Below are 17549 nucleotides of genomic sequence, written 5' to 3'. Positions count from 1 at the left end.
CTGCCATGTCCGAAGACAATATCCTCACGCCCGACGGCTGGATTCGCGGCCGTCTGCTGCACGAGCACGGCAAAGTGACCGCCATTGAAGGCACGCCATGCGACCCATCGGAAAACGACTTGCCCTACCTGCTACCGGGCTTTATCGACCTGCATGTGCACGGCGGTGGCGGCAAGGACGTCATGGAAGGCATCGACGCCTTCGAAACCATCACCCGCACCCACCTGCGCTTTGGCACCACCTCGCTGCTGGCCACCACCATGACCGCGCCGGTGGATGAAATCTCCCGTGTGCTGGGCCAACTCGGCACCTTCTGCGAGCAACGTCCCGCCGGCAGCGCCCGGGTACTCGGTGTGCATCTGGAAGGGCCGTATATCAACCCCGGCAAACTCGGCGCGCAGCCCAACTTCGCCCACACCGCTTTAATGGAAGAAGTCGAAGCCTATCTGCGCCTGGCGCCGATCCGGGTGATCACCATCGCCCCGGAAATCGCCGGCCACGACGGGCTGATCCGCGCTCTCAGCGAACGCGGCGTGCGCATGCAGATCGGCCACACCCTGGGCAGCTATGAAGAAGGCGTCGCCGCCCTCGCCGCCGGCGCCACCAGCTTTACCCATCTGTACAACGCCATGAGCCCGCTGCATCACCGCGAGCCCGGCATCGTCGGCGCCGCGCTGGCCCACGCCAAGTACGCAGAATTGATCCCGGATTTACTCCACGTACACCCCGGCGCCATGCGCGTGGCCCTGCGCGCGATCCCGTGCCTGTATTGCGTCACCGATTCCACCGCCGCCGCCGGCATGCCCGACGGTGAATACAAGCTGGGCAGCCACACCGTGACCAAATGCCTGGGCGGTGTGCGCCTGGCCGACGGCACCCTGGCCGGCAGCACCCTGACCATGGACCAGGCGCTGCGCAACCTGGTGAAGATCGGCCTGCCCATCAGCGAAGCCTCACAACGCCTGTCGCAATTTCCTGCGGATTACCTGGGCCTGGAAGAACGCGGGCGCCTGCAGCCCGGCAGTTTTGCCGACTGCGTGCGCCTGGACCGCTCCCTGCATCTGACCGACGTAATGGTCGAAGGAGAACGCCTTGACTTCAAAAATGCTTGAAGAGGCCTTGGCCTCCCGTGACGCGGTTGCCGCCCAATTGCAGCGCCTGAACCCACTGCTGGAAGAAATCGCCGGTCGCCTGCGCCGCCAGCCGCCGCAGGTGGCGATGACCATCGCCCGTGGCAGTTCGGATCACGCCGCCAGCTACTTCGCCTACCTGGCCATGCAGCATGTGGGAGTTCCAGTGGCGTCATTGCCGATGTCGGTGGTGACCTTGCTGCAGGCACCATTGAAAGTCAGCGGCCAGGTCGCATTCGGGTTTTCCCAGTCGGGGCAAAGCCCGGACCTGGTCAACAGCCTGCGCCTGCTGCGCAAGCGCGGCGCCTTGAGCATCTCGCTGGTCAATGCCGAAGACTCGCCGCTGGAAGCCGCGTGTGAATTCCATGTGCCGCTGTGCGCCGGGCCGGAGCTCAGCGTGGCCGCGACCAAGAGTTTTATCGCCACCCTCAGCGCCAGCGCCCTGTTGGTCGGGCACTGGAGCCAGCAAGCGGACTTGTTGCACGCCTGCCAGGCGCTGCCCGAGGGCCTGCGCGACGCCGCCAAACAGGATTGGCGCCCAGCCATCGATGCCCTGCGCGACAGCCAGCGCTTGATGGTCATCGGCCGTGGCGCCGGGTTTGCCATCGCCCAGGAAGCCGCGCTCAAGCTCAAGGAAACCTCGGCGATCCAAGCCGAAGCCTTCAGCAGCGCCGAAGTACGTCACGGACCGATGGCCTTGATCAACGAGCATTACCCGTTGCTGGTGTTCGCCCCGCGCGGCGCCGAGCAAGCCGGTTTGTTGAGCCTGGCCGAGGACATGCGCCAACGCGGCGCCCGCGTGTTACTGGCCGCGCCGGACGATATCGCCGAACGCGACCTGACCCTGAGCCGCGCCGAACACCCGAGCCTGGACCCGATCCTGGCGATCCAGAGTTTCTATGTGATGGCTGCCGGCCTGGCGGTCGCCCGTGGCATGGACCCGGACCAGCCGCGCCACCTGAGCAAAGTCACCCGCACCCACTGAGTGGTTTGCCGTGTTTTCCTGATGAGTACCGTGCCCATGTCCACCAACAATAATGTACTGACCCTAAGCGCTCCCCTCAGCGGGCCGGTGCTGGCCCTGGGCAACGTGCCCGATGACGTGTTCGCCGGCGGCGCCATGGGCGACGGCATTGCCATCGATCCGCTGAATGATTGCCTGCATGCGCCGTGTGACGGGGTGATCATTCATGTCGCGCGCACCGGGCATGCGCTGACGATCCGCGCCGACAACGGTGCCGAGTTGCTGATGCATGTGGGCATCGACACCGTGGAACTGGACGGCGAAGGCTTCGTGTTGCTGGTCGAGGCCGGCGCGCGGGTGACCCAGGGCCAGGCGCTGCTGCGCATTGATCTGGACCGCATTGCGCGCCAGTGCAAAAGCCTGGTCAGCCCGATCATCCTGACCAATGGCGAGCGCTTTGAGGTGCAGCCTCTGGCACGCAGGACGGTCAAGGTCGGCGAGCCGCTGATACGCATACTCGCTCGCTTGACCACCGGCGATGAAACCGCTGTGGATAACTCGGCCGCCGAAGCCGCCGCCAGCGTACGCGTGACCCATCGGGGCGGTCTGCATGCGCGCCCTGCGGCGTTGATCCGCAAGACCGCGCTGGGGTTCAGCAGCCAGGCGCGCGTGCATTACGGTGATAAATCGGCGCCGTGTGACAGCCTGATCGGCTTGATGGGGTTGGGGATCGGCGAAGGCGACGAGGTGCGCGTCAGTTGCCGGGGCAAGGATTGCGAGGCGGCGCTGCAAGCGCTGATTGATGCACTGTCAGCGCCGGTGAAAGACGAACACACGGCACCGGTCGCCGTTACGCCCCGTCGGGCGAGTACCGAAGCCAACGTATTGCAAGGCGTGTGCGCGGCCCCTGGCCTGGTGTGCGGGCCGTTGTTGCGCCTCACCGGCATCGAACTGCCGGCGGACAGCGGCACACATTCGGTCGATGACCAACGGCAACGCCTGGACACGGCCCTGGAGCAGGTGCGCAGTGAAATCCGTAGCACCCTGGACCACGCTCGCCAGCGCAAACACGTCGAGGAAGAAGAGATCTTCGCCGCCCACCTGGCCTTGCTCGAAGACTCTGCCCTGCTCGAAGCCGCCAGCGACGCCATTGAACACGGCAGCGCCGCCACCCATGCCTGGCGCGATGCAATCCAGGCCCAGTGCGCGGTGTTGCTGGCCTTGGGCAAACCGCTGTTTGCCGAACGCGCCAATGACCTGCGCGATCTGCAGCAACGCGTGTTGCGCGCGTTGCTGGGTGAGGCCTGGCACTTCGAGTTACCGCCCGGCTCGATTGTCAGCGCCCATGAATTAACCCCGTCGGACTTGCTGCACCTGAGCGCGCAACAGGCGGTCGGCATCTGCATGGCCGAAGGCGGCGCCACTTCACACGTGGCGATCCTGGCGCGCAGTAAAGGCTTGCCCTGTGTGGTCGCGCTGGGCGCCGACGTGCTCGATGTGCCCCAGGGCCAGCACGTGGTACTCGACGCCGCCAACGGCCGTCTGGAACTGGCGCCCAGCGAAGCGCGTCACGCGCAAGTGCACCAGATTCGCAACGCGCAAAAACTGCGCCGTCAACAGCAACAGGCCCAGGCTCAACTGCCGGCGCACACTACAGACGGTGTAAATATTGAAGTGGCCGCCAATGTGGCCTCCAGCAGCGAGGCCCACGCGGCCTTTGAGAACGGCGCCGATGGCGTCGGCCTGCTGCGCACCGAATTCCTGTTCGTCGACCGCCGCACCGCACCGGATGAGCAGGAGCAGCGCCAAGCCTATCAAGCCGTGCTGGATGCCATGGGCGATAAGTCGGTGATCATCCGCACCATCGACGTGGGCGGCGACAAGCAACTCGACTACCTGCCGCTGCCGGTGGAAGCCAACCCGGTGCTGGGCCTGCGCGGCATTCGTCTGGCCCAGGTGCGCCCGGAACTGCTTGACCAGCAACTGCGTGCGCTGCTGCAGGTCACGCCGCTGGCACGCTGTCGCATCCTGCTGCCGATGGTCAGCGAAGTGGATGAACTGTTACAGATCCGCCGGCGCCTGGATGAACTGTGTGTGGAACTTGAGCTGACGCAACGCCCCGAGTTGGGCGTGATGATCGAAGTCCCCGCCGCCGCGCTGATGGCCGAGCAACTGGCCGAGCAGGCGGACTTCTTGTCCATCGGCACCAATGACCTGTCCCAGTACACCCTGGCGATGGACCGCGACCACGCCGGCCTCGCCGCCCGCGTGGATGCGCTGCACCCGGCCTTGCTGCGGCTGATCGCCCAGACTTGCGCCGGTGCGGCGAAACATGGGCGATGGGTCGGTGTGTGCGGCGCCCTGGCCTCTGACCCGCTGGCCACACCGGTGCTGGTCGGCCTGGGGGTGCGCGAGCTGTCGGTGAGCCCGCCGCAGATCGGCGAAATCAAAGACCGCGTCCGCCATCTGGATGCGGCGCAATGCCGGCAACGCAGCCTTGGCCTGCTCGACCTGAGCAGCGCCAAGGCCGTTCGCCAAGCCTGTCAACACCACTGGCCGCTGAGCTGACCACAACAAAAACAGGGAGACACGCCATGTACCAACACCTTATCGAAGGCCTGCAACGCCTGGGCCGGGCGCTGATGCTGCCGATCGCGATCCTGCCGATCGCCGGCCTCTTGCTGCGCCTGGGCGACACCGACCTGCTCAACATCGCAGTGATGCACGATGCCGGGCAGGCGATCTTCGCCAACCTGGCGCTGATCTTCGCCATTGGCATCGCCGTCGGTTTTGCCCGCGACAATAACGGCACCGCGGGGCTGGCCGGCGCGATTGGTTACCTGGTGATGGTCTCCACGCTCAAGGTGATGGACTCGACCATCAACATGGGCATGCTTGCCGGTATCGCCAGCGGCTTGATGGCAGGCGGGCTGTATAACCGTTTCAAGGACATCAAATTGCCGGAGTACCTGGCGTTCTTTGGCGGGCGGCGCTTTGTGCCGATCATCACGGGGTTCAGTGCGGTCGGCCTGGGCGTGATTTTCGGCCTGATCTGGCCACCGGTACAGAGCGGCATCAACAGCTTCGGCGTGCTGTTGATGGAAAGCGGTAGCCTCGGCGCGTTCGTGTTCGGCGTGTTCAACCGCCTGCTGATCGTCACGGGGTTGCACCACATCCTCAACAATATGGCGTGGTTCGTGTTCGGCACCTTTACCGATCCGGTGACCGGCGCCGTGGTGACCGGCGACCTGACCCGCTACTTCGCCGGCGACCCCAAAGGCGGCCAGTTCATGACCGGCATGTTCCCGGTGATGTTGTTCGGTCTGCCCGCTGCGTGTCTGGCGATGTACCGCAATGCACTGCCGGAGCGACGCAAGGTGATGGGCGGGATTTTCCTGTCGATGGCACTGACCTCGTTCTTGACCGGGGTGACCGAGCCGATTGAATTTGCGTTTATGTTCCTGGCGCCATTCCTGTACCTGATTCACGCGCTGCTCACCGGCCTGTCGATGGCGGTCACCGACCTGCTGAATATCCACCTGGGCTTTACCTTCTCCGGTGGGTTTATCGACATGGTGCTGGGCTGGGGCAAGTCCACCAATGGCTGGCTGGTGGTGCCGGTGGGCCTGGCCTACGCGGTGATCTACTACACGGTGTTCAGCTACTGCATCCGCCGCTTCAACCTGAAGACGCCGGGCCGGGAAGATATCCAGGTGGTGCAGGCTGAAGTGATGAGCGATAAAACGCGTGCCACGGCGTATATCCAGGCATTGGGCGGTGCAGATAATTTGTTGAGTGTCGGTGCTTGCACCACGCGCTTGCGCTTGGACATGGTGGATCGCAACAAGGCGGTGGATGCCGAGTTGAAAGCGCTGGGCGCTATGGCGGTGGTGCGGCCGGGGAACGGCGGCAGTTTGCAGGTGGTGGTCGGGCCGATGGCCGATAGTATTGCCGATGAGATTCGCCTCGCCATGCCGTCGTTTGTTGCGAGTGCGCCGGTTGCCGTTGCGCCTGTGGATAAGTCGGTTGCGGTGAATGTGCAAGAGGCTGAGAAATGGCTGGATGCCTTGGGTGGGCGGGGGAATGTGCGCCAGCTGCAAACGGTGGCGATGAGCCGGTTGCGGGTGGAGTTGGGCGATGATTCGGTGGTGTCCGAGGCTCAGCTTACTGCGCTTGGTTGCCAGGGTGTGAGTCAGCTTGAGAGCGGGGTTTGGCACTTGTTGATGGGCGACAAGGCGTCCGGATTGGGTGAGGCGCTGGAGCGGTTGGTTGCCCGCCCGATCAACGCCTGATCACCCTGTGGCGAGGGAGCTTGCTCCCGCTGGACCGGGCTGGCGCTCCAGTGCGAAGCGCTCCCAGGATTTTTGGGGCCGCTGCGCAGCCCAGCGGGAGCAAGCTCCCTCGCCACAGAGTGTGGTTTATTCAGTTGCTGATGGGTACTTCCTGTAGATCCAGTACTCGATCCACCATCAACTGAATACCCTCCACCATTCGATGAATCCCCAGCACTGCATCACGGTGCGGGCCGTCGATTTCAAAAGCCAGATTACCCGCCAGTGCCTGTACGGATGCCAGGTCTTGGGAGGCGTTGGCGAGCAGGGTTTCGCTGTTCAGGTTGGGGAGTACGGTGAAGATTTGGTCGGCAGACTGAGAATCAGATGGGGGATTTGGGCTGTCTTTGATCATGGCAAAATTCCTAACAAAAAGTGGGAGCTACCGACATCACTTGCAGATGATGGGTGGCAGCTGTGTACGGGTCTGCAAGACCGAGTTGTTAGGAACCCCGGCAGACCCGAGGGTCTCCCGCACACAGCCACCATGACTCGAACCACTTTATGAAAGCGGCACGATTATAGGCGTGCTGTTGAGCACTAACAAACTATCGGCGGGCTTGCAGTCCCGGTCACTGAATTGGCAGCGACTGGCGAAGGTTAGTTGTGCGAGTTCCGAGGGACAACCTGAAAGGTTTGTCGGAAAGTTCTGAGGCGCCTGTACAGACGCCATCGGAGGCCCTGACAGACAACAAAAAACCCGCTGACCAAACTGGCCCAGCGGGTTTCTTGTTTTCACAGCCAACGAATCAGAAATCCGCCAACTGCCACACCTCATACGCCGGTGTCTCATACGGATGGCTCAGCTTCAAAGCAGCCACTACAGCCACAATCAACTCATCCGCCACCACCAACTCAACCTTCCACTCTTCAACCACTTCAACCTGGCCGACCTGCCCGATAAACGGCTGGCTGCCATCCAACGCGCGGAATTGGCCCTGGCCCAGCACTTGCCAGGCGCAGCGGTCGTAGTCGCCGATGCGCCCGCCGCCGGCTGCGAAGACGGCGGTTTTTACCGTCTCCACATGGCTGTCGGGCACGAAGAAGGCGAGTTTGTACACGGCCTTAGTTCACCCAAACGCGTGCGTTGCGGAACATGCGCATCCAGGCGCCGTCTTCGTTCCACTCTTCCGGGCGCCACGAGTTCTGCACGGCGCGGAATACACGTTCCGGGTGCGGCATCATGATAGTCACGCGACCGTCGCGGCTGGTAAGGCCGGTGATGCCGCGCGGCGAGCCGTTCGGGTTGGCCGGGTAGGTCTCGGTGACTTTGCCGTGGTTATCCACAAACCGCAGCGCCACGGAGCCAGACAGGTCGGCTTCGAGCAACGCTTCTTCGCTGCTGAATTCGGCATGGCCTTCACCGTGGGCGATGGCGATCGGCATGCGCGAACCGGCCATGCCTTGCAGGAAGATCGAGTTGGACTCCTGCACCTGCACCATGGCCACGCGGGCTTCGAACTGCTCGGAACGGTTGCGCACAAAGTGCGGCCAGAACTCGCTGCCCGGGATCAGTTCGCTGAGGTTGGACATCATCTGGCAACCGTTGCACACACCCAGGGTGAAGCTGTCGTTGCGCTCGAAGAAGCCCTGGAACGCATCGCGGGCACGGCTGTTGAACAGGGCCGACTTGGCCCAGCCTTCACCGGCACCCAGCACGTCGCCGTAGGAGAAACCGCCGCAGGCCACGAGGCCTTTGAACTCGTTGAGGTCAACGCGACCGGCGAGGATGTCGCTCATGTGCACGTCGATTGCGTTGAAGCCGGCACGGTCGAACGCCGCCGCCATTTCCACCTGGCCGTTGACGCCCTGCTCACGCAGTACGGCAACCTGTGGGCGAATACCCTTTTTGATGTAAGGCGCGGCGATGTCCTGGTTGACGTCGAAGCTGAGCATGGTGCTCAGGCCCGGGTTTTCTTCTTCCAGGATCGTGTCGAATTCCTGCTCGGCGCAGTCGGCGTTATCACGCAGGCGCTGGATCTGGTAGCTGGTCTCGGCCCACTGGCGTTGCAGCAGACGACGCTGACCGGCAAACACGGTGTCGCCGTTGAAGGAAATATTGATTTCACCGTTGTTGATCGGCTGGCCGATCACCGCCACGCAGTCGTCCAGGCCGGCGGCGCTGAATTGTGCGAGTACGTCCGGGGTAGCGTCCTGGCGCACCTGGATCACCGCACCCAATTCTTCGTTGAACAGGATGCCGTTGATTTCAGCGGCGTCCTCGGCAACGCTGTCGAGCACGATGTTCAGGCCACAGTGACCGGCAAACGCCATCTCGACGACGCTGGTCAGCAGACCACCGTCGGAACGGTCGTGGTAGGCCAGCAGGTGGCCGTCGGCATTCAGGCCCTGGATCACGGCGAAGAAGGCTTTGAGGTCTTCGGCGTCATCGACGTCCGGGGCCTGCTTACCAAGCTTGCCGTGGGTCTGTGCCAGGATCGAGGCGCCCATGCGGTTCTGGCCACGGCCCAGGTCGATCAGGATCAGGTCGGTGGTGCCCTTGTCCATGCGCAGTTGCGGGGTCAGGGTCTGGCGGATATCGGTGACCGGCGCAAAACCGGTGACGATCAGCGACAGCGGCGAGGTGACGCTCTTGTCGGTGCCTTCATCGTTCCAACGGGTGGCCATGGACATGGAGTCCTTGCCCACCGGAATGGTAATACCCAGCTCCGGGCACAGCTCCATGCCGACCGCTTTAACCGTGTCGTACAGACGCGCGTCTTCACCGGGGTGGCCGGCGGCGGACATCCAGTTGGCCGACAACTTGATGTCGGACAGCTTGCCGATACGGGAAGCGGCGATGTTGGTGAGGGTTTCACCAATGGCCATGCGGCCCGATGCCGGAGCGTCCAGCAGGGCCAGCGGCGTGCGCTCGCCCATGGCCATGGCTTCACCGGTGTAGACATCGAAGCTGGTGGCGGTGACGGCAACGTCGGCCACCGGCACCTGCCACGGGCCGACCATTTGGTCACGGGCTACCAGGCCGGTGATGGTGCGGTCGCCGATGGTGATCAGGAAGCTTTTGCTCGCCACGGCCGGGTGGTGCAGCACGCGTTCGATGCTGTCGGTCAGGTCGAGGTTGCTTGGGTCGAAATCATCGCCCAGCTCGGTTTCACGCACGGCCGAACGGTGCATGCGCGGGGCCTTGCCCAGCAGCACTTCGAGCGGCATGTCCACCGGGCTGTTGCCGAAGTGGTTGTCGGTGACCGTCAACTGCGGCTCGGCAGTGGCTTCGCCAACCACGGCAAACGGGCAACGCTCGCGTTCGCAGATGGCCTGGAAGCGTGCGAAGTCTTCAGGACCGACGGCCAGTACGTAGCGTTCCTGGGATTCGTTGCTCCAGATTTCGTGCGGGGCCATGCCCGGCTCGTCGTTTGGAATGTTGCGCAGTTCGAAACGGCCACCGCGGTCGCCATCGTTGACCAGTTCCGGGAAGGCGTTGGACAAACCGCCGGCACCGACGTCGTGGATGAAGCTGATCGGGTTCTTGTCGCCCAACTGCCAGCAACGGTCGATGACTTCCTGGCAGCGGCGTTCCATCTCCGGGTTTTCGCGCTGTACGGAAGCGAAGTCCAGGTCGGCCGAGCTGGTGCCGGTGGCCATGGAGGAAGCGGCGCCGCCGCCCAGGCCGATGAGCATGGCCGGGCCGCCGAGTACGATCAACTTGGAGCCGACCAGGATCTCGCCTTTCTTGACGTGTCCTTCACGGATGTTGCCCATGCCGCCGGCCAACATGATCGGCTTGTGGTAACCGCGCACTTCATCGCCACGCGGGGTGGTGATGGACTGTTCGAAGGTACGGAAGTAGCCGGTGAGCGCCGGACGCCCGAATTCGTTGTTGAACGCGGCGCCGCCCAGCGGGCCTTCGATCATGATGTCCAGCGCGGTGACGATGCGCTCAGGCTTGCCGTACGGCACTTCCCACGGCTGTTCGAAGCCCGGGATCTGCAGGTTGGACACGGTGAAGCCGGTGAGGCCCGCCTTTGGCTTGGCGCCGCGGCCGGTGGCACCTTCGTCGCGGATCTCGCCGCCGGAACCGGTGGCGGCGCCCGGGAACGGGGCAATCGCGGTCGGGTGGTTGTGGGTTTCAACCTTCATCAGGATATGCACCGGCTCCTGCACCGCGCCGTACTGGCGGGTCTCGGGGTCCGGGAAGAAGCGGCCGGCGACGGAGCCGACGATGACCGAGGCGTTGTCCTTATAAGCCGACAGAACGCCTTCGCTGTGCATCACGTAGGTGTTCTTGATCATGCCGAACAGGCTTTTTTCCTGGCTCTGGCCGTCAATGTCCCAACTGGCGTTGAAGATCTTGTGACGGCAATGCTCGGAGTTGGCCTGGGCGAACATCATCAGTTCGATGTCGTGCGGGTTGCGCTTGAGACCGTTGAAGGCATTGACCAGGTAGTCGATCTCGTCTTCGGCCAGGGCCAGGCCCAGCTCGGTGTTGGCCTTCTCGAGGGCGGCGCGGCCACCGCCGAGCACGTCGATCGCGGTGAGCGGCTTGGGTTCTGCGTGGCTGAACAGGCCGGCGGCCTGTTCCAGCTGGCTGACGATGATCTGGGTCATGCGGTCGTGCAGGCTGCTGGCAATCAGCTCGGCCTCGGCATCGCTGAACCCACCTTCGACGTAGAAGGCAATACCACGCTCCAGGCGCTGGATTTTATCCAGGCCGCAGTTACGCGCGATATCGCTGGCTTTGCTCGACCAGGGCGAGATGGTGCCGAACCGTGGCAGAACCAGGAACAAGCGGCCGGTCGGCTCTTGAACGGGAACGCTTGGGCCGTACTTCAGAAGGCGTGCCAGCACTTGCTGCTCGTCGGCGGTCAAGACGCCGGTAACGTCGGCGAAGTGAGCAAATTCAGCATACAAGCCAGTGACAGCTGGAACCTTCTGGCTCAGTTGCTCAAGGAGTTTGCTGTGGCGAAAGGCAGAAAGGGCAGGAGCGCCGCGCAGGATCAACATCTTCGGGACAGCCTCGGGAAGGGGTGTGCTTTGAGGCCGTGCATTCTAGCGTAAACCTGCGCCAACGGCACCCGAAACGGCACGGCTGGCTGCTGCCGAACGTCAGTTGGCACCGATTGCACGGTATCGAGGCGCTATCGCAGACATTCCGCACAGTTATTTTAACCGTCACAATTGCTCGTCAACCCACGTTTCTGCGGGCTGCAGCACAGTTTTGACGGCGCTAGCAGACAAGTCCGCCGCTGTCGAGATATGGCGCCGTGAGCCGTTTGCGTATACTGCGCAGATGTTCTCACCAACTGCTTTGCGCCCGCGATGCGCCAAATGGCTCGTCGCCACCGGACTCTTTTTATTGCTCAGCGCCTGTGTTGATAAACCCAGCACGCTCGAGCGAATCAAGGAGGATGGCGTCTTGCGGGTGATAACCCGGAACAGCCCGGCCACGTATTTTCAGGACCGCAACGGTGAAACCGGTTTCGAATACGAACTGGTCAAGCGTTTTGCCGATGACCTGGGCGTGAAGCTGGAGATAGAAACCGCCGACAACCTCGACGACCTGTTCGGCCAGTTGGGCAAACCCAACGGCCCGGTTCTCGCCGCCGCCGGGCTGGTTGGCAGCGAGCAGCGCCAGCAGCAGGTACGTTTCTCCCACCCTTACCTTGAAGTCACCCCGCAGATCATCTACCGCAACGGCCAATCGCGCCCGACCAACGCGGCGGATCTGGTGGGCAAGAAGATCATGGTGCTCAAGGGCAGCACCCACGCCGAACAACTGGCCGAGTTGAAAAAGCAGAATCCTGCAATCGAATACGAAGAGTCCGACGCCGTTGAAGTCGTCGATTTGTTGCGCATGGTGGACGAGGGGCAAATCGACCTGACCCTGGTGGACTCCAACGAAGTGGCGATGAACCAGGTGTACTTCCCCAACGTGCGCGTGGCGTTCGACCTGGGCAACGCCAGCAATCAGAGCTGGGCCGTGGCGGCAGGCGAAGACAACAGCCTGCTCAACGAGATCAACAGCTACCTGGACAAGGTGGAAAAGAACGGCACCCTGCAGCGTCTCAAGGATCGCTATTACGGGCATGTCGATGTACTCGGCTATGTCGGCGCCTATACCTTCGCCCAGCATTTGCAGCAACGTCTGCCCAAGTACGAGAAGCACTTTCGCGCCTACGCCAAGGAAGAAAAAGTCGATTGGCGCTTACTGGCGGCCATCGGTTATCAGGAATCGCTGTGGCAACCGGCGGTCACCTCCAAGACCGGCGTGCGCGGCCTGATGATGCTGACCCAGAACACCGCTCAGGCGATGGGCGTATCCAACCGCCTGGACGCCAGACAGAGCATCATGGGCGGCGCCAAGTACCTGGCCAAGATCAAGGATGAGCTGGACGACAGCATCGCCGAACCGGACCGCACCTGGTTTGCCCTCGCCGCCTACAACGTCGGCACCGGCCATCTGGACGACGCGCGGCTTTTGGCGAAGAAAGAAGGCCTGAACCCGAACAAATGGCTGGATGTGAAGAAAATGCTGCCGCGTCTGTCGCAGAAGCAGTGGTACAGCAAGACCCGCTACGGCTACGCCCGTGGTGGTGAGCCGGTGCATTTTGTGGCGAACATCCGACGTTACTACGACATCCTCACCTGGGTGACCCAGCCGCAGCTGGAGGGCAACCAGGTGGTGGAAGGTAATCTGCACGTGCCGGGTGTGGACAAGACCAAGCCGCCGGAAGATAGCCCACAGTTGTAAACAGTCGCTTAACGACGCTGCAAAAACCTGTGGGAGCCGGGCTTGAGGGTGCATCCCTAAGTAGCCGTTACCGCAGAAACGGATATGTACTCGGTCAGATCCAAAAAAATAGTCGTCTGACAAGCCGCCATCGGGGGCAAGCCCCCTCCCACATTCAGGTCGCGGGGTGTCCGTTAGATAGTCGCCAGCTTCAGGGCCGTCACGGGAGCAAGCTCCCTCGCCACAGGCTTCTTTTCGCCCGCGCTATCTCTTGACTGGCAACCTGATCCCACATCGATCTGCTTTGATCTTCAGGCCGGTTGCAGGCCCGTGAGCAAATGCACCACGCCCCCCGCCAGTACCATCACGGCCGGCACACCCGCTGCCTTCAACGCCAGCTCATCCAACCGCCCCGCATCGCGCAGTTGCACGCGCACCCGTGTCAGGGCGACGCGCCGTTGGGACGTGAGGTTATCCGCACCGCCCAGCGCACCGAGCACGCCGGCCGATAACAGGTGTTCGCCTTCAGGCGCGGGTACGGCCTCGGCGACCAGGTCCGGGGTCAGGGCTTTCCAGAATGCCTGCTGCAATTTCTCGAACATGTTCAGTTCTCCAGGACAGGTGAGGTGCCGGCAGTGGCGGTGTGGAACTGGTAAAGGGCTTCGCGTACCTCGACGGCCTCTTCCAGATTCAGCACCTGGCGAGCGATGCACTGGCAGTCTTTCAAGTGCAACTCACGCACGGTGGCCTTGATGGTGGGGATCAACGGCACACTGACCGACAACTCATCCACCCCCAGTCCGATCAACATCGGCACCGCCAGTACTTCTGATCCCAGGGCGCCGCACACACTGACCGGTTTGCCGTGGGCATGGGCCGCCTTGACGGTGCTGGCGATCAGGCGCAGCACGGCCGGGTGATAGCTGTCGGCCTGGCTGGCCAGCCGTGGATGATCACGGTCCATGGCCAGGGTGTACTGGGTGAGGTCGTTGGTGCCGATGGAAAAGAAATCCACATGCGGTGCAAACAGATCCGCCATCAGCGCCGCCGAGGGCACTTCTATCATGATGCCCAGCTTGGGCCGCTCTGCCAGCCCCAGCGCCTGGACCTCTTCTTCCAGTATCCGGCGCGCCAGGTGCAGCTCCGACAACAGGCTGACCATCGGCAACATGATATGCAGCCGGGCCTGACCGGCACTGGCGAGGATCGCCCGGAACTGTTCACGCAGCAGTTCAGGACGCGCCAGGCACAGGCGAATGCCGCGCAAGCCGAGGAAGGGGTTGGTCTCGCTGTCCATCGGAACATAAGCCAGGGGCTTGTCGCCGCCCACATCGAGAGTACGCACCACCAGGTTACGCTCAGGGCCAAGTGCACGGGCGATGGCGCTGTAGGTGTCGGCCTGCTCGCGGGCACTCGGTGCTCGGTTGCGGTCCAGATAGAGAAACTCCGAACGCAGCAGGCCCACACCCTCCCCGCCCAGGAGCAGGGATTGCTCCACCTCCTGCAACGATGCCACATTGGCCGTGACCTCCACGGCATGACCGTCGCGGGTGACGGCGGCCAATGACGCCTGCGCCACTTCACGCTGGCGCCGCAGCGATTGTTGATGGCGCGCGGTCTCCAGTTGTTCGATCTCGACCGGGTCGGGCTCCAGGTGCAACTCGCCTTTGTCGGCATCGAGCAATACCTGTTTCCCGTTGCTCAGCGCCAGCACGCAAGTCGGCACCCCGCAAATCGCCGGCAGGCCCAGCGCCCGGGCAAGAATCGCCACGTGGCTGGTCGCACCGCCGCCGACCGTGACAAACCCCAGCACCTTGCGCGTATCCAGGCTGGCGGTTTGCGACGGGGTCAGTTGCTCGGCAATCAGAATCGCACGTTCCGGCACTTCCTGGGCGTCGTCCTGGATGCCCAGGATCAGCTTGAGCACACGCCGGCCCACATCGTCCAGGTCGGCCGCGCGCTCGGCAAGCAGCGTATTGCCCAGGCCCTGGAACAGCCGGGTCGTGGCGACCGTGACGCTGTTCCACGCAAACGCAGCGCTCTTGCCTTCGGTCAGCAGGGTGTGTGCCTGCTCCAGCAGGGTCGGGTCTTCGAGCAATTCCTGATGCGCGCGGAAGATCTCGGCCTGGGCGCTGCTCACGTTGGCCTGCATGGCTTGCAGGGCCCGATCGGCATCGCTCAAGGCATGCGTCAGGGTGGCGCGCTCCTGCGCTTCACCGAGGCCTGCCTCGGTAATGACCAGCGCCGCTTCCTTGATCTGGAATACCTGGCCGAACGCCGATCCCGGCGAGGCGCACACACCGTACAACAAGGTAGTGGAGCTGACCGGCGCCGGCGTTTCGGCGGTGCTGGCCGGTGCAACACCGACCACGTTTTCGCCGCAGCCGTCGGCGAGCAATGCCACCAAGGCCTCGATCGCCGCCGCTGCATCTTCGCCGGCGGCGCTGACCTGCAAGGTATCGCCGCGCACGGTTTGCAGGGCCATGATGCGCACCAGGGATTTGGCATTGGCGCTCTCGGTCTGCTTATGCAGGTAAATGCTCGCCTTGAACCCTTTCGCCGCCTGGGCGAACACCGCCGCCGGGCGCGCATGCAGGCCGTGGGCGTTGAGCAGGGTCAACGGTTTGGAAAACAGCGCATCGCCCTGCTCTTGCGCCACCTCCACGGTGGCCGTGGCAGGCTTGAGCTGCAGCACCGGCTGGCCGGCCTCGACCGTACTGGTGGCGGACACCAACAGTTCGAACGGCTCACCGCTGACTACCAGCATCAAGGTCAGCAGGCTGCGGGCATTGAGGGCGATGAAGTCGGCATCGAACTCGATCAGCGGCTGGCCGGCCTGCACCTGCTGACCATCTTCGACCAGCGGCGTAAAGCCCTCGCCCGCCAGGTTCACGGTGTCCAGGCCGATGTGCATCAACACCTGCACGCCGTGCTCGTTGGTGACACTGACGGCATGCCCACTGTCCTGAATGTTACTGATCACACCGGACATGGGCGCGCAAAGGGTCTGCGAAGTCGGATCGATGCACAGGCCATCGCCAAGCAGGCGGCTGGAGAATGCCGGATCGGGCACTTGATCCAGGGGCAGCTGCACCCCGGCCAAGGGTGCCAGCAATACCAAGGGTTGGATTGTGGTCATGACATCACCTGTTGTTGTGTTCTGTGAATAGCCTGGCGGCGCGAGCACACTCGCGCCGGCAGATAAAAATTATTTCCACCAGTACTCGACCTGCACCCCGACGTTGGAGCCATGCCGCGCGGTGCCGTAGCTGCCGGTGTCGGACAAGGCCGAGCCGGCTGCCAGTTCATTGGCGGCACGCTTGGCGGCGGCGTTCCAGGTGGCATAGGTGTAATACAGGCGCACTTCCGGCCGTGCCCAGAATTCCGGGCCTTTGGGCGACCAGGTCGGAGCGAAGGTGAACTTGCTCAACTTGCGCGTGCCGCCGGTGGCGTCGACCTGATCGTGGCCAAGCTCGGCCACCAGCTTGAACTGCTCGGTCAGGGCATAGACCGGGCGTACGCCGAGGGACATCCAGGTCTGGTCCTGGCTGCCGAGACGTACGTCCTTCTGGTACACCGCTTCGATCTGGCCGCCAAACCGCGGCGTCATTTGCCAGTCAAAAAATTCCACCGCACGGTAGCTTTTGCTGCTGTTGTCCAGCGCGGTGTTGCCGGTGTAGCCCAGGCCCGTGCCCGGCCCTTCGCCGTACTGCAAGGCGAATTTGTTCTTGCCGCCGAGGAACGCCTGCTGCACATGCTGCGCGGTCAGCGCCCAACCGCTGTTGGCGTCGCGGCCACCGGCCTTTTCGAGGTAGCTCAGGCCCAGCTACAGCTCGCCGCCGGGGTTGGTCTTGAAGCCGGCGACGTTGAAGTCGTGACGGGTCACGTAGGCTTTCTGGTAGAGGTTGTCCTTGCGCGACAGGGCGTAGCTGTACTTCAGGTCGCCGATTTTTACGTCTTCGATACCGCCACCGGTGGCACTCTGGTTCCAGTAGTAGAAATCGGAGATATGGATGTCATTACGCTTGTAGTACCGACGCCCGGCCCACAGTGAGCCACCGTTGAGACTGGGCATGTTCGACCACTGCGCATACATCTGCGGCATGCGCGCCGAGCCGTTGTTTTCGCCCTGGAATTTCAGGGCGCGGTCGTACTTGTTGTACAGCGAGGCCATGGCATCGACGCTGAGCACCGAGCCGTCATCCAGGGTAAACACGTCCTGGCGCAGCTCAAGCTCCGCGTACTGTTCGCATTCGTTGCCCAGGCGGTATTTGGTTTGCGCGCCCGGCAACTGGAAGCACTGTTGTGGGCCACTGCCGGTCGACGTCCCCGCCCCGCTGCGCAAATAACCGGCAAATTCCAGGGCATGCGCCGCCAACGGCAACGTCAGGCACGAGGCTGCAAAGCCCAGTTTGAGGGTGGTTTTCATGAGGCAC

General features: G+C 63.1%; 10 protein-coding genes and 1 pseudogene. 5 read left to right on the top strand and 6 right to left on the bottom strand.

The genetic code is table 11. The annotated features are described in order from the left end of the window. The first annotated feature begins 5 nt into the window (after positions 1-5). From nagA to nagE, 4 genes are read left to right on the top strand one after another with little or no spacing between them, the layout of a single operon-like run. On the top strand, positions 6-1112 hold the full coding sequence (gene nagA / locus V6M90_RS26960; protein ID WP_003175919.1) for an N-acetylglucosamine-6-phosphate deacetylase: 1107 nt from the start codon (positions 6-8) through the stop codon (positions 1110-1112). After that, positions 1105-2115: an SIS domain-containing protein gene (locus tag V6M90_RS26955; protein WP_042945242.1), complete on the top strand. Its 1011-nt coding sequence runs from the start codon at positions 1105-1107 to the stop codon at positions 2113-2115. The genes nagA and V6M90_RS26955 overlap by 8 nt, the downstream gene beginning before the upstream one ends. A gap of 36 nt (positions 2116-2151) precedes the next feature. Then, positions 2152-4662 (top strand): phosphoenolpyruvate--protein phosphotransferase, encoded by a 2511-nt coding sequence (gene ptsP / locus V6M90_RS26950; RefSeq protein ID WP_332847418.1) that lies wholly within the window; start codon positions 2152-2154, stop codon positions 4660-4662. Positions 4663-4688: 26 nt separating this feature from the next. Then, positions 4689-6386: an N-acetylglucosamine-specific PTS transporter subunit IIBC gene (gene nagE, locus V6M90_RS26945; RefSeq protein WP_332847417.1), complete on the top strand. Its 1698-nt coding sequence runs from the start codon at positions 4689-4691 to the stop codon at positions 6384-6386. Positions 6387-6516: 130 nt separating this feature from the next. On the opposite strand, the gene V6M90_RS26940 is transcribed toward nagE, so the two are convergent. From V6M90_RS26940 to purL, 3 genes are all read right to left on the bottom strand, one after another. Next, positions 6517-6780: a DUF6124 family protein gene (locus V6M90_RS26940; RefSeq protein ID WP_141065025.1), complete on the bottom strand. Its 264-nt coding sequence runs from the start codon at positions 6778-6780 to the stop codon at positions 6517-6519. 394 nt (positions 6781-7174) lie between these two features. Continuing rightward, on the bottom strand, positions 7175-7486 hold the full coding sequence (locus V6M90_RS26935; RefSeq protein ID WP_003175926.1) for a hypothetical protein: 312 nt from the start codon (positions 7484-7486) through the stop codon (positions 7175-7177). A gap of 4 nt (positions 7487-7490) precedes the next feature. Next, entirely contained in the window at positions 7491-11387 is a 3897-nt protein-coding gene (gene purL / locus V6M90_RS26930; protein ID WP_332847416.1) for a phosphoribosylformylglycinamidine synthase, read from the bottom strand. Positions 11388-11673: 286 nt separating this feature from the next. Between purL and mltF the strand changes: the two genes are divergently transcribed. Continuing rightward, positions 11674-13134, top strand: coding sequence for a membrane-bound lytic murein transglycosylase MltF (mltF, locus tag V6M90_RS26925; RefSeq protein WP_003175928.1), 1461 nt, complete (start codon positions 11674-11676; stop codon positions 13132-13134). Between the two features lie 290 nt (positions 13135-13424). Here mltF and V6M90_RS26920 read toward each other — a convergent pair whose 3' ends face one another. From V6M90_RS26920 to V6M90_RS26910, 3 genes and pseudogenes are all read right to left on the bottom strand, one after another. Next, complete coding sequence (locus V6M90_RS26920; protein ID WP_003175929.1) at positions 13425-13715, bottom strand: PTS transporter subunit EIIB; 291 nt, start codon at positions 13713-13715, stop codon at positions 13425-13427. A gap of 2 nt (positions 13716-13717) precedes the next feature. Beyond that, positions 13718-16252 (bottom strand): phosphoenolpyruvate--protein phosphotransferase, encoded by a 2535-nt coding sequence (ptsP, locus tag V6M90_RS26915; protein ID WP_332847415.1) that lies wholly within the window; start codon positions 16250-16252, stop codon positions 13718-13720. A 69-nt stretch (positions 16253-16321) separates the two neighbouring features. Continuing rightward, positions 16322-17542 (bottom strand): annotated as a pseudogene (locus tag V6M90_RS26910) (carbohydrate porin). Between the last annotated feature and the right edge of the window lie 7 nt (positions 17543-17549).

The sequence above is a fragment of the Pseudomonas lactucae genome, assembly GCF_036688725.1.
In the GTDB taxonomy this organism is placed as follows: Bacteria; Pseudomonadota; Gammaproteobacteria; order Pseudomonadales; family Pseudomonadaceae; genus Aquipseudomonas; species Aquipseudomonas lactucae.
Note: the sequence above shows the minus strand (reverse complement) of the source record. Positions and strands in the feature narration are given on the sequence as shown.